Here is a 12,658-nt window from a genome sequence, read left to right as displayed (position 1 = left end):
GTGCCCGAGCACTCAGGAGGACACCCTTCCCATGGCCGATCCGGCGACCTACCGGCCCCGCACGGGGGACATCCCCACCGACCCCGGCGTGTACCGCTTCCGGGACGACGTCGGGCGGGTCATCTACGTGGGCAAGGCCAAGAACCTGCGCAACCGGCTGACCAGCTACTTCGCCAAACCCGAGCAGCTGGCGCCGAAGACCTACGCGATGGTCCACACCGCGGCCGGGGTCGAATGGACCGTGGTGGCCTCCGAGCTGGAATCCCTGCAGCTGGAATACACCTGGATCAAGCAGTACACCCCGCGGTTCAACATCAAATACCGGGACGACAAGTCCTACCCGTACCTCGCGGTGTCCATGGCCGAGAAGTACCCCCGCGCGCAGGTGATGCGCGGGGAGAAGAAGAAGGGCACCCGCTACTTCGGGCCGTTCTCCCAGGCGTGGGCCATCCGCGAGACCCTGGACGCCCTGCTGCGGGTCTTCCCCGTGCGCACCTGCTCCGGGGCGGTGTTCCGCCGCGCCGAGCAGCAGGATCGGCCCTGCCTGCTCGGGTACATCGACAAGTGCTCCGCCCCGTGCGTCGGGCGCATCTCCGCGGAGGACCACCGAGAGCTGGCCGATCGACTCTGCCGGTTCATGGCGGGGGACTCCGAGCGGTTCATCCGGGAGCTGACCCGGCGGATGCACCGGGCGGCGGAGGAGATGGACTTCGAGGTCGCCGCCCGGCTGCGCGATGACATCCAGGCCCTGCGCACCGCCTTCGAGCGCAACGCCGTCGTGCTCTCGGATTCGGTGGACGCGGACCTGTTCGCCTTCCACGAGGACGAGCTGGAGGCCGCCGCCCAGGTCTTCCACGTGCGCGGCGGGCGCATCCGCGGCCAGCGCGGGTGGATCGTGGAGAAGGTCGAGGACCTCACCCCGGGGGAGATGGTCGAGCAGCTGCTGCAGCAGGTCTACGGGGAATCGGCCGTGACCCTGGCCTCCACCCCGCATGAGGACGAGACCAGCGCCCACGAGATCCCCCGCACCGTGCTGGTGCCCGTGCTGCCCAGCAACCGCGAGCAGCTGGAGCAGTGGCTGACGGGACTGCGCGGCTCGCGTGTCCGGATCTCCGTGCCGCAGCGCGGGGAGCGGGCGCAGCTGATGGGCACCGTCGCGGACAACGCCAAGCAGTCCCTGATGCTGCACAAGTCCCGCCGGGCCGGGGACCTGACCACCCGCAGCGCCTCCCTGCAGGAGCTGCAGGAGGCCCTGGGGCTGCCGGACCCGCTGATGCGCATCGAGTGCTACGACATCTCCCACGTGCAGGGCACCAACGTGGTGGCCTCCATGGTGGTCTTCGAGGACGGGCTGCCCCGCAAATCCGAGTACCGCAAGTTCTCCATCCGCGGGGAGGCGGCCCGCGACGACACCGCCTCGATGCACGACGTCATCACCCGCCGCTTCAAGCGCCACCTGGCGGATCAGGAGGAGCGGGCCCGGGCGGGGGTGCGCACCGGGCAGATCGACGCCGAGCAGGCCGGGGCCCCGGAGCCGCAGCGCTTCGCCTACCCGCCCAATCTCGTCGTCGTGGACGGCGGGCCCCCGCAGGTCGCCGCGGCCCGCCAGGCCCTGGACGAGCTGGGGATCTCCGACGTCGCGGTGGTCGGGCTGGCCAAGCGCCTGGAGGAGATCTGGGTGCCGGACGACGACTTCCCGGTCATCCTGCCGCGCGCCTCGCAGGGGTTGTTCCTGCTGCAGCGCCTGCGCGATGAGGCCCACCGGTTCGCGATCACCTTCCACCGCTCCAAGCGCGGCAAGGCCATGCTCTCCTCGGCCCTGGACGGGATCCCGGGGCTCGGGGCCGCCCGCCGGGATGCGCTGCTGGCGCAGTTCGGCACGCTGCAGGCCATCCGGGAGGCCGACGTCGAGCAGCTCACCCGGGTGCGCGGGATCGGGCCGAAGCTGGCCGAGGCCGTGCAGGAGCACCTGCGCGCCGAGGAGCCGGAACCGGCGCCGGATCCGCAGCCGGAATCGGCATCGGGACCGGCACCGGCCGCCGACGGCGCCTGATCGGGGCCTTGGGGCCCTGGGGTCTTGGGGCGCCGGAGTATCCTGGAGGGGCAGCCGCGTCCCGCTTCCCCCGTCCGGGGACGCGCCCCTGACCACAGGCACGACCCAGCAGGAGACGAGCACCCGGTGACCTCGCAGCAGCCCCCCTCAGCATCCGCCCCACAACCGCCCCGCGACCGGTCCGAGACCCCCGCCCCCGACGCCGGGAATGATCCGCTCGTGCCCCAGAAGCCCGCCGCCCAGTCGGAGATGCTCGTGATCACCGGGATCTCCGGGGCCGGGCGCTCGACCGCCGCGCACACGCTGGAGGACAACGGCTGGTACGTCGTGGACAACCTGCCGCCGCAGATGCTCACCCCCCTGGTGGATCTGGTGGCGCGCAGCCCCAAGGCCATGCCGCGCCTGGCCGTGATCATCGACATCCGGGGCACCGCCCTGTTCGAGAACTTCCGCGAGGCCCTGGACGTGCTCAACGCCGCCCCGGTCGAGTACACGGTGCTCTTCCTCGACGCCTCGGATCAGGCGATCATCGCCCGCTACGAGGCCCAGCGCCGCCCCCACCCGCTGCAGGGGGAGGGGCGCATCCTGGACGGGATCCACGCCGAGCGGGAGCTGCTGGCCGATCTCAAGCGCCGGGCCGACGTCGTGCTGGACACCTCGGAGTACAACGTGCACGAGCTGTCCAAGGTCATCTCCCGCACCTACTCGGCCACGGGCCCCTCGGTGGTGAACCTGACGGTCATGAGCTTCGGCTTCAAGTACGGGGTGCCGGCCGATGCGAACTTCATGGCCGATATGCGCTTCGTCCCCAACCCGCACTGGGTTCCCGCCCTGCGGCCCAAGACGGGCCAGGACCCGGAGGTGCGGGACTTCGTGCTCAAGGACAGCGGCGCCCAGACCTTCGTGGACCAGTACGCCGAGGCGCTGAAGCCCGTGATCGCCGGCTACCGCTCGGAGAACAAGCACTACGCGACCATCGCGATCGGCTGCACCGGCGGCAAGCACCGCTCGGTCGCGGTGACCGAGGAGCTGGCCCGGCGGCTCAAGGGCCTGCCCAACGTCACCGTGAACGTCCAGCACCGCGATCTGGGGCGGGAGTAGCGCCGTGGCCGCGATCGGATCCCGGGGCGAGGCCGTCCCGGAGGCCGGGGCCGGCGCCCCGCGCGTCGTCGCCCTCGGCGGGGGCCACGGGCTCTACGCCTCGCTCTCGGCGCTGCGCCTGCTCACCCCGCAGCTGACCGCGGTGGTCACGGTCGCCGATGACGGCGGCTCCTCCGGGCGGCTGCGGGAGCAGTTCGACGTGCTGCCGCCGGGGGACCTGCGCATGGCGCTGTCCGCCTTGTGCGACGACTCCGCGTGGGGGCACCTGTGGCGGGAGGCGATGCAGCATCGCTTCTCGACCCTGCCCGGTTCCTCGGGGGAGCTGGACGGGCACGCGATGGGCAACCTGCTGCTGCTGAGCCTGTGGCAGCTGCTGGATGACCCGGTGGCCGGACTGGACTGGGCCTCCCAGCTGCTGAAGGCCCGCGGGCGGGTCCTGCCGATGGCGGTGGATCCCCTCGTGGTCTCCGGGTGGGTGCGGGACCATCAGGGCGCCCCGAAGCGGATCACGGGCCAGGCGCGCCTGGCCACCGCCGAGCGCGTCGAGCGGATCAGCCTGGAGCCGGCCGAGGCCCGGGCCTGCCCCGAAGCGCTGGAGGCGATCCGCGCGGCGGACTGGCTCGTGCTGGGCCCCGGATCCTGGTACACCTCGGTCATCCCGCACCTGCTGCTGCCGGAGCTGCGGGAGGCGATCTGCTCCTCCGCGGCGCGGGTGTGCGTGTGCATGAACCTCGCGATGGAGCGGCGCGAGACCGCCGGACTGGGTGCCGTCGGGCACCTGGAGGTCCTGGAGCGGTACGCTCCCGGCCTGCAGATCGACGCCGTCGTCGCGGACCCCTCGGCCCTGTCGGATCCGCAGGGGTTCGACGCGGCGGTGCGCGAACGCGGCGCGCGGCTGGTCAGCCAGTCGCTGCGTCGGCGCCGCGGGGAGGACGTGCACAGCCACCTGCGCCTGGCCGCGGCCTACCAGGAGGCCATGGGCCTGCCCGAGGAGCCCGTGCTCAGCCCGCCCGCGGCGCCTCACGACTGAGGCCCCGCGACTGACCCCACCCACTGACCATCCCGGCCGGTGCCTCCGCTGAGCGCCGTCTCACCGCGGGCACCCGGCCCAGACCCCCTTCGGAGAGGAATCCCCCACCATGGCCCTGACCGCACTGGCTAAGGACGAGCTGGCAGGCCTGGAGACGCCCCGGGCTTCCGCGCGCCAGGCGCAGACCGCCGCGCTGCTGCGCTTCGCCGGGGGTCTGCACCTGGTCGGCGGGCGCATCGTCATCGAGGCCGAGCTGGATCACCTGCCCACCGGGCGGCGGCTGCTCGCGGAGATCGGGGAGCTGTACGGGCAGACGGGACGGCTGTACTCGGTGGCCGGCGGCGCGCTGAAGAAGGGCGGGCACTACGTCCTGCGCATCGACCGGGGCGCGGAGGCCCTGGCGCGCCAGACGGGCCTGCTGGATGCCCGGGGTCGGCCGGTGCGCGGGCTGCCCTCGGCCGTGGTCAACGGCTCCGTCGATGATGCGGCCGCCGCCCTGCGCGGGGCCTTCCTGGCCCGCGGATCCCTGACGGAGCCGGGCCGCTCCGCCGCCCTGGAGTTCACCTGCCCGGGCTCCGAGGCGGCCCTGGCTCTGGTCGGCTGCGCCCGGCGCCTGGACGTGCTGGCCAAGGCCCGGGAGTCCCGGGGGGCTGACCGGGTGCTCGTGCGCGACGGCGCCGGGATCTGCGCGCTGCTGCGCGCCCTGGGGGCCACCCGGGCGCTGCGCCGCTGGGAGAAGGGCCGCGTCCACCGGGAGGTGCGCGGCACGGCCAACCGGCTGGCCAACTTCGACGACGCCAACCTCCGGCGCTCCGCGCAGGCGGCCGTGACCGCCGGGGCGCGGGTCGAGCGCGCCCTGGAGATCCTGGGCGATGACGTCCCGGAGCATCTGCGCGAGGCCGGGAGGCTGCGACTGGAGCACCGACACGCGAGCTTGGATGAGCTGGGGCGCCTGGCGGATCCGCCGCTGACCAAGGACGCGATCGCCGGGCGGATCCGGCGGCTGCTGGCCCTGGCCCGGCGCACGGCCGAGGCCGAGCAGGCGCGGGCGGGCGAGGAGCAGGACGCCGCGGGCCGGTGAGCCCGCGCGTCGATGACGCCGCGCCGCCCGCGCTGTTCGCCATCGGCGATGAGAAACCCACACGATCCCAGATCCGGCGGCTCAGCGGCCCGGGAGACGGCCATTTCGGTGGCGGGCGTCACGAGAAGGAGGGCTCGGAGGGTGTGAAATCCCACCGGAAACAAAATTCACCCCCGGAATCGCACCCAAACACACACGCGATCCACTAGGCTGGAACCAGCACCGGATGCGAGGGCGGTTCCACCCGCCGCCGGGTCCGGACCTGGGGAGGCCCCCGCGGGTCCCCTCGACCACGAATACTCAAACTGAGGAGTTTGATCACAGTGACTGTACGCATCGGCATCAACGGCTTCGGACGCATCGGGCGCAACTACTTCCGCGCCGTGCGGGAGCAGGGCGAGAACATCGAGATCGTCGCCGTCAACGACCTCACCTCCCCGGAGACCCTGGCTCACCTCCTCAAGTACGACTCCATCCTCGGGCCGCTGAAGGCCGAGGTGTCCGTCAAGGACGGCAACATCGTCGTCGACGGCAAGGAGATCAAGGTCCTGTCCGAGAAGGACCCGGCCAACCTGCCGTGGAAGGACCTGGGCGTGGACATCGTCCTGGAGTCCACCGGTCTGTTCACCGACGGCAACAAGGCCAAGGCCCACATCGAGGCCGGCGCCAAGAAGGTCATCGTCTCCGCCCCGGGCACCAACCTGGACGGCACCTTCGTCATGGGCGTGAACGACGACACCTACGATGCCGAGAAGCACAACGTCGTCTCCAACGCCTCCTGCACCACCAACTGCCTGGCCCCGCTGGCCAAGGTGATGGACCAGAAGTTCGGCATCAAGTCCGGCCTGATGACCACCATCCACTCCTACACAGCGGACCAGCGCCTGCAGGACGCCCCCCACAAGGATCTGCGTCGCGCCCGGGCCGCGGCCGTGAACATGATCCCGACCTCCACCGGCGCCGCCCGCACCGTGGGCAAGGTCTACGAGCCGGTCGCCGGCAAGCTGGACGGCATGGCCTTCCGCGTGCCGACCATCACCGGCTCCATCGTGGACCTGTCCCTGACCCTGGAGAAGGACGCCACCGTCGAGGAGATCAACGCCGCCGTCAAGGAGGCCGCCGAGGGCGAGTACCAGGGCATCATCAAGTACACCGAGGACCCGATCGTCTCCACCGACATCGTCGGCGAGGAGATCTCCACGGTCTTCGACGCGCAGCTGACCTCCGTGCTGAACGGCCAGGTCAAGGTCTTCGCGTGGTACGACAACGAGTGGGGCTTCACCTCCCGCACGGTGAAGTTCACCAACAAGATCGCCGCCGCGCTGTAAGCGCGGACTGAGCGGGAACATCACCTTTCGACGCGAGGCAAGGGAGCAAGCGATGGCACAGGCACTGGATGAACTGATCGACGCGGGCGTGAAGGGACGCCGGATCCTGGTCCGGTCCGACCTCAACGTCCCGCTGGACGGACAGCAGGTCACGGACGACGGACGCATCAGGGCGTCCCTGCCCGTGTTCGAGAAGCTGACCGGCGCCGGTGCCCGGGTCATCGTGACCGCCCACCTCGGTCGGCCCAAGGGGGAGCACAACCCCAAGTACTCCCTCAAGCCCGCGGCCGACCGCCTCCGTGAGCTCGCGGATTTCCCCGTGCAGCTCGCGGAGGACGTCGTGGGGGATGACGCCCGTGCCAAGGCCGAGGCGCTGTCCGACGGCGAGGTCCTCGTCGTCGAGAACGTGCGCTTCGACCCCCGGGAGACCTCCAAGGACGACGCCGAGCGCGAGGCGTTCGCCGACGAGCTCGTGGCCCTGACGGGTCAGGACGGCGCCTACGTGGACGATGCCTTCGGCGCCGTGCACCGGAAGCACGCCTCCGTCTACGACGTCGCCCGGAAGTTGCCGGCCTACCTGGGCGACCTCGTCAAGACCGAGCTGGAGGTCCTCAAGCGGATCACCGAGGACCCACAGCGGCCCTTCGTGGTCGTGATGGGCGGGGCCAAGGTCTCCGACAAGCTCGCCGTGATCGAGAACCTCATCGGCAAGGCCGATGCCCTCCTGATCGGCGGCGGCATGAGCTACACCTTCGCCGCCGCGCAGGGTCACGCGGTCGGCAAGTCCATCCTCGAGAAGGACCAGATCGACACCGTCAAGCGGTACCTGGCCGAGGCGAAGGAGAAGGGCACCGAGATCGTGCTGCCCGTGGACGTCACCTGGGCCGCGGACTTCGCCGCCGACGCCGAGCACGAGATCCGCCCCGTGGAGGACCTCGAGGGCGGGAAGATCGGCCCCGAGGGCGAGGGCCTGGACATCGGAACCGAGACGGTCAAGCTGTTCTCCGAGCGGATCAAGGACGCCCGCACCATCTTCTGGAACGGCCCCATGGGCGTGTTCGAGATGCCCGCCTTCGCCAAGGGCACCGAGGCCATCGCCCGGGCCATCGCCGACTCCGACGCCTTCAGCGTGATCGGCGGCGGCGACTCCGCCTCCGCGGTGCGCAACCTCGGCTTCTCGGACGACGAGTTCGGGCACATCTCCACCGGGGGCGGGGCCTCCCTGGAGTTCATCGAGGGTAAGACCCTGCCGGGTCTCGAGGCCCTGGGCGCCTGAGCCCGGATCCCCACCGCACCGAGAGCAGACGACCCGAAAGGACCATCCGCATGACCACCCAGACCAACGGGAGCTTCGACCGGAAGCCGCTGATCGCCGGCAACTGGAAGATGAACATGGATCACTCCGAGGGCGTGGCGCTGCTGCAGAAGCTCGCCTGGACCCTGGATGACGCGAACTTCGACTACGACCGCGTCGAGGTGGCCGTCTTCCCGCCGTTCACCGACCTGCGCTCCGTGCAGAGCCTGGTGGCCGGGGACAAGCTGAGCATCGCCTACGGCGGGCAGGACCTCTCCGAGCAGGACTCCGGGGCCTACACCGGTGACATCTCCGGGCAGTTCCTCGCCAAGCTGGAGTGCTCCTACGTGCTGGTCGGGCACTCCGAGCGCCGCAGCATCCACCACGAGTCCGATGCGCTGTGCGCCCAGAAGGTCCAGGCGGCCTACCGCCATGGGCTCACCCCCGTGCTGTGCGTGGGCGAGGGCCTGGAGGAGCGCAAGGCCGGCAACCACGTCTCCTACACCCTCGAGCAGCTGCGCGGCTCCCTCGACGGGCTCACCAAGGAGCAGGCCGCAAGCCTCGTCGTCGCGTACGAGCCCGTCTGGGCCATCGGCACGGGCGAGACCGCCGGCCCCGAGGACGCCCAGGAGATGTCCGCGGCCATCCGCGGGCAGCTGGCCGAGCTGTTCGATGAGGAGACCGCCGGGAAGATCCGGATCCTCTACGGCGGCTCCGTCAAGGCCGCGACCGCGGCCGGCACGCTGGCGGAGAAGGACGTCGACGGCGTCCTGGTCGGCGGGGCCTCCCTGAAGGCGGAGGAGTTCGCCAACATCGCCCGCTTCGAGAAGCACGTGGTGGCATGAGCCACCCGCTCTCATGAGCCCGAGGCCGCCCCGGTCGGATCGGATGATCCCCGCGGGCGGCCTCGGGCTTGCGCCCACCCGAGTCCCGCGCGCCCGATGGCGTACAGTGGGGCGAGGACACCCGCGAACATCATGCGCGGCGGTGAGCCGGAGCGCTCGAGGCGCCGGCACCGCCCGCCGAGGAAAGGCCTGGAACACCCGTGGAGACGCTGCGCTGGATCCTGCTGGGCGTGATCGTGCTGACCAGCATCATGACGATCTTCTTCGTCCTGCTCAACAAGGGCAAGGGCGGGGGGCTGTCGGACATGTTCGGCGGCGGGATGACCAGCTCCCTGAACTCCTCCGGCGTCGCCTCGCGCAACCTGGTGCGCCTGACCGTCACGACGATCCTCATCTGGGTCTTCGCGATCATCGGCTACGGCCTGGTGCTGCGCTTCGACGCGGTGTGAGCACCACGGGCGGTGTCGCCCGGACCCCGGTATGACAAGGCCCCGGTGAGCTTCGGCTCACCGGGGCCTTCTCCGCACCCGCGGCCCGTGACGGCCGCGGGCCGGGACCTGGAACCCGTCGTCAGGAGGCCGGTCGCGCCTCCCGGCTGACCAGGTAGAGGGTCTGGGCCCAGCCGCGGGCGGCCACCGCCGGCGCCTCCAGCAGCGCCTGCTCATCCGGGGCGCGCCCGTCCCGGGCCTCGACGCGGGCGGCCTGCTCGAGCCGGGAGAACGCCTCGGCCTTATCCGCCCCGGAGACCAGGAACCAGATGCGCGCGGCCAGGTCGATCATCGGTCGGGTCATGGTCACCCGGCGCGGCGGCGGCTTCGGGGAGTCCTCGATGGGCAGCACGTCCACGGCGTCGTCGAGGATCTCCCGGCGTCCCGGGAAGAGGGAGGCCATGTGCCCGTCCGGACCCATGCCCAGCAGTGACACCGCGAACACCGGGGCCTTCTCGCCGGTCGGGGCGTGCTCGGCCAGCTCCCGGGCGTAGGCCTCGGCGGCCTCCCCGGGGGTGGGGTAGGCGTCCGATGAACCCATCGGGTGGATGTTGCCCGCCGGTACCTCGGCCCGGTCGAAGAAGACCTCGCGGACCTGCTGCACGTTGCGGTCCTCGTGGCCCTCCGGCACGTAGCGCTCATCGGACCACCAGAAGTGCACCCGGGACCAGTCCACGATCCGGTGCAGCGCGGAGTCGGCCAGCCGCTCCCACACGGCGATGCCGAGGGAACCGCCGGTCAGGCACACGTGCACGTCCTCGTCGGTCTCGGCCAGCTCATCCGAGAGGGTCAGCGCCAGGCGGGCCGCCGCCGCCTGAGCCAGGGCCTCCTTGTCGGGGTGCTCCACGACCACCGGGGCCGGGGCGGGCACCAGGGGCTCGGCGGGGGAGAGAGGGGACTGCTCAGGCATCGAAGACCTCCGTGTATCGAGAGTGATCCTCATCCGCCGCGGGCTCCTGGTGCGTGCGGCACCAGTCCAGCGGCGTCGAGGTGAGGGCGTCCATCAGGACCTCGCCGTAGGCCTCGTCGGGATAGAGTCGACGCAGCTCCTCGGCCAGGCACTGGGACAGGGTGCGCACCGGCAGCGCGATCTGCTGCTCGGGGGCACCGGGCGGGCTCAGCGTGGCCACGCTGCGGCCGGGACGGTACAGGACGACCTCGCCGTCCTCCCGCTCCAGCCGCACCCGGTACAGGCCCCGCGGCTGGTCTGCGCCGGAGAACTCCACGGGGGCGCCCAGCCGGTGGCCCAGCCACGCCCCGAGCAGGATCACCGAGGGGGACCGGTCCGATCCCTCCACGATGACCTTGCGCACCGGGGAGGGCTCCAGGTCATCGAGCACGGCGGTGAGCTGGATGCGCCACTGCGTCAGCCGCGTCCAGGCCAGGTCCGTGTCCCCGGGCGCGAAGACCTCGCGCAGCCGGTGCAGGGCGCGCATCGCATCCGGCTCCCGGGCGGAGTCGGTGATCCGGCGGGTCGCGATCCGGCCCACCGAGTGATCGACCGGGGACTCCGGCAGCGCGTGCGGCCACCACGCCACGATCGGCGCGTCGGGCAGCAGCAGCGCGGAGAGCAGGGACTCGGTCGGGTGGGAGGATTCCCCCCAGCCGCGCAGCACGATGACCTCGCTGGCTCCGGCGTCCCCGCCGATGCTCACCTCGGCGTCCAGCCGGTTCGGCTTCTCGACGCTGTGGGCGATGTGCACGATGATCCGGCACGGGTGCTCCCGGCTGGCGGAGATCGCGGCCTGAACCGCGTTCTTGGAGTGCCCCTTCTCCGCCATGATGACCAGCGTGAGCACTCGACCCTGGGTGCGCAACCCGATCTCGCCGCGCAGGCGCGAGATCTCCTTGTCCACCTCGGAGGTGGTGGTGTCCTTCAGCTCGGTCCTCATTACGGCCTCCTCCAGGCCCGCCCGTCCCGGGCGAGCAGCTCATGAGCGGATTCCGGACCCCAGGATCCGGGCGCGTACGGCTCGGGCCGCACGTCGTGCTCGGCCCAGTGCCGTTCGAAGGGATCGAGGATCTTCCAGGACAGCTCGACCTCCTCGTGGCGGGGGAACAGCGGCGGCTCACCCAGCAGCACATCCAGGATCAGCCGCTCGTAGGCCTCCGGGCTGGACTCGGTGAAGGACTGGCCGTAGCCGAAGTCCATGGACACATCGCGCAGCTCCATCTGGGTCCCGGGGACCTTGGAGGCGAAGCGGATCGTCATGCCCTCATCCGGCTGGATGCGCAGCACGATCGCGTTCTGTCCGAACTCCTCGTGGTCGTTCTTCTGGAACAGCAGGTTCGGGGCGCGCTTGAACACGACGGCGATCTCCGTGACCCGCCGCCCCAGCCGCTTGCCGGCCCGCAGGTAGAACGGCACTCCGGCCCAGCGGCGGGTGTCGATGCCCAGCTTCAGCGCGGCGAAGGTCTCCGTGCGCGAATCCGGGGGAATGTCCTTCTCCTGCAGGAATCCGCTCACCGCGCGACCGCCCTGCAGCCCGGCCTCGTACTGCCCGAGGGCGGAGCCGGCGGAGAGGTCCTCGGGCAGGGTGACCGCCGCCAGGACCTTCGCCTTCTCGGCCCGCAGCTGCTGGGCGTCGAAGGTGATCGGCTCCTCCATCGCGGTCAGGGCCAGCAGCTGCAGCAGGTGGTTCTGGATGACGTCGCGGGCGGCGCCCACCCCGTCGTAGTACCCGGCGCGGGACCCGATGCCGATGTCCTCGGCCATGGTGATCTGCACGTGGTCCACGAAGTTCGCGTTCCACAGCGGCTCGAACATCTGGTTGGCGAAGCGCAGGGCCAGGATGTTCTGGACGGTCTCCTTGCCGAGGTAGTGGTCGATGCGGAACACGGAGTCGGCCGGGAACACCCGCTCGACGATCGCGTTCAGCTCCCGGGCGGAGTCCAGATCGTGCCCGAAGGGCTTCTCGATGACCACTCGCCGCCACCCGTGCTCCGTGTGCCGGCCCGCCAGGTCGTGGTCGGCCAGCTGCTGGCACACCGTCTCGAAGGCGTTCGGCGGGATCGAGAGGTAGAAGGCGTGGTTGCCCTGGGTCCCGCGCGTCTCGTCCAGCTCCGCGAGGGTCTCACCCAGGCGCCGAAAGGCCTCGCCGTCGTCGAAGGCGCCCTGCACGAAGCGGATGCCGGTGGTCAGCTGATGCCAGACGTCCTCCCGAAACGGGGTCCGGGAGTGGGCCTCCACCGACTCCCGAACCACCTGCTGGAACCGCTCATCGGACCAGTCCCGGCGCCCGAAGCCCACCAGCGCGAAGCTCGGGGGCAGCAGGCCGCGGTTCATCAGGTCGTAGATCGCCGGCAGCAGCTTCTTCTGCGCCAGGTCGCCGGTGACGCCGAACAGCACCAGCGCCGACGGACCGGCGACCCGGGTCAGGCGCCGATCCTTCGGGTCGCGCAGGGGATTGGGATCCGGCGGCAGAGCCGGGGAAGGGG

11 protein-coding genes are annotated in these 12,658 nt (G+C 71.1%); 8 read left to right on the top strand and 3 right to left on the bottom strand.

What is annotated here, in order from left to right:
• The first annotated feature begins 31 nt into the window (after positions 1 to 31).
• The 8 genes from uvrC to secG all read left to right on the top strand — a co-directional run bounded on the left by uvrC (position 32) and on the right by secG (position 9,181).
• Complete coding sequence (gene uvrC, locus AC0VXQ_RS05695; RefSeq protein WP_061225643.1) at positions 32 to 2,053, top strand: excinuclease ABC subunit UvrC; 2,022 nt, start codon at positions 32 to 34, stop codon at positions 2,051 to 2,053.
• A 249-nt stretch (positions 2,054 to 2,302) separates the two neighbouring features.
• Positions 2,303 to 3,154 (top strand): RNase adapter RapZ, encoded by an 852-nt coding sequence (rapZ, locus tag AC0VXQ_RS05690; protein WP_081046244.1) that lies wholly within the window; start codon positions 2,303 to 2,305, stop codon positions 3,152 to 3,154.
• A 4-nt stretch (positions 3,155 to 3,158) separates the two neighbouring features.
• Entirely contained in the window at positions 3,159 to 4,184 is a 1,026-nt protein-coding gene (locus AC0VXQ_RS05685; RefSeq protein WP_058743508.1) for a gluconeogenesis factor YvcK family protein, read from the top strand.
• A gap of 109 nt (positions 4,185 to 4,293) precedes the next feature.
• Positions 4,294 to 5,265, top strand: coding sequence for a DNA-binding protein WhiA (gene whiA, locus AC0VXQ_RS05680; protein WP_058730513.1), 972 nt, complete (start codon positions 4,294 to 4,296; stop codon positions 5,263 to 5,265).
• Positions 5,266 to 5,588: 323 nt separating this feature from the next.
• Entirely contained in the window at positions 5,589 to 6,593 is a 1,005-nt protein-coding gene (gene gap, locus AC0VXQ_RS05675) for a type I glyceraldehyde-3-phosphate dehydrogenase (protein ID WP_058730512.1), read from the top strand.
• Positions 6,594 to 6,645: 52 nt separating this feature from the next.
• Positions 6,646 to 7,869 (top strand): phosphoglycerate kinase, encoded by a 1,224-nt coding sequence (locus tag AC0VXQ_RS05670; protein ID WP_475527945.1) that lies wholly within the window; start codon positions 6,646 to 6,648, stop codon positions 7,867 to 7,869.
• A 50-nt stretch (positions 7,870 to 7,919) separates the two neighbouring features.
• Positions 7,920 to 8,732, top strand: coding sequence for a triose-phosphate isomerase (gene tpiA, locus AC0VXQ_RS05665; protein ID WP_058730510.1), 813 nt, complete (start codon positions 7,920 to 7,922; stop codon positions 8,730 to 8,732).
• A 209-nt stretch (positions 8,733 to 8,941) separates the two neighbouring features.
• Positions 8,942 to 9,181: a preprotein translocase subunit SecG gene (secG, locus tag AC0VXQ_RS05660; protein ID WP_263619119.1), complete on the top strand. Its 240-nt coding sequence runs from the start codon at positions 8,942 to 8,944 to the stop codon at positions 9,179 to 9,181.
• 121 nt (positions 9,182 to 9,302) lie between these two features.
• Here the strand turns inward: secG and pgl are convergent, their stop codons facing one another.
• Genes pgl through zwf form a run of 3 tightly spaced genes read right to left on the bottom strand, consistent with a single transcriptional unit; the run spans position 9,303 to position 12,623 of the window.
• Entirely contained in the window at positions 9,303 to 10,130 is an 828-nt protein-coding gene (gene pgl, locus AC0VXQ_RS05655; protein ID WP_058748412.1) for a 6-phosphogluconolactonase, read from the bottom strand.
• The gene (locus tag AC0VXQ_RS05650) at positions 10,123 to 11,112 is read right to left on the bottom strand and encodes a glucose-6-phosphate dehydrogenase assembly protein OpcA (RefSeq protein ID WP_058731199.1); all 990 of its coding nucleotides are present in this window, start codon (positions 11,110 to 11,112) and stop codon (positions 10,123 to 10,125) included. Before AC0VXQ_RS05650 ends, pgl begins: the two co-directional genes overlap by 8 nt.
• Entirely contained in the window at positions 11,112 to 12,623 is a 1,512-nt protein-coding gene (gene zwf / locus AC0VXQ_RS05645; protein ID WP_058731204.1) for a glucose-6-phosphate dehydrogenase, read from the bottom strand. The genes AC0VXQ_RS05650 and zwf overlap by 1 nt, the downstream gene beginning before the upstream one ends.
• Positions 12,624 to 12,658 lie beyond the last annotated feature (35 nt).

It is taken from the genome of Rothia sp. QJM3NY_36 (assembly GCF_056173115.1).
This window is presented reverse-complemented; position numbering and strand designations above follow the sequence as displayed.

What these genes read in the sequence shown, in the direction of transcription:
- AC0VXQ_RS05670 (WP_475527945.1), top strand. Translation starts at nt 6,646, where the DNA reads ATGGCACAGGCACTGGATGAACTGATCGACGCGGGCGTGAAGGGACGC.
- rapZ (WP_081046244.1), top strand. Translation starts at nt 2,303, where the DNA reads ATGCTCGTGATCACCGGGATCTCCGGGGCCGGGCGCTCGACCGCCGCG.
- pgl (WP_058748412.1), bottom strand. Translation starts at nt 10,130, where the DNA reads ATGCCTGAGCAGTCCCCTCTCTCCCCCGCCGAGCCCCTGGTGCCCGCC.
- uvrC (WP_061225643.1), top strand. Translation starts at nt 32, where the DNA reads ATGGCCGATCCGGCGACCTACCGGCCCCGCACGGGGGACATCCCCACC.
- AC0VXQ_RS05650 (WP_058731199.1), bottom strand. Translation starts at nt 11,112, where the DNA reads ATGAGGACCGAGCTGAAGGACACCACCACCTCCGAGGTGGACAAGGAG.
- tpiA (WP_058730510.1), top strand. Translation starts at nt 7,920, where the DNA reads ATGACCACCCAGACCAACGGGAGCTTCGACCGGAAGCCGCTGATCGCC.
- whiA (WP_058730513.1), top strand. Translation starts at nt 4,294, where the DNA reads ATGGCCCTGACCGCACTGGCTAAGGACGAGCTGGCAGGCCTGGAGACG.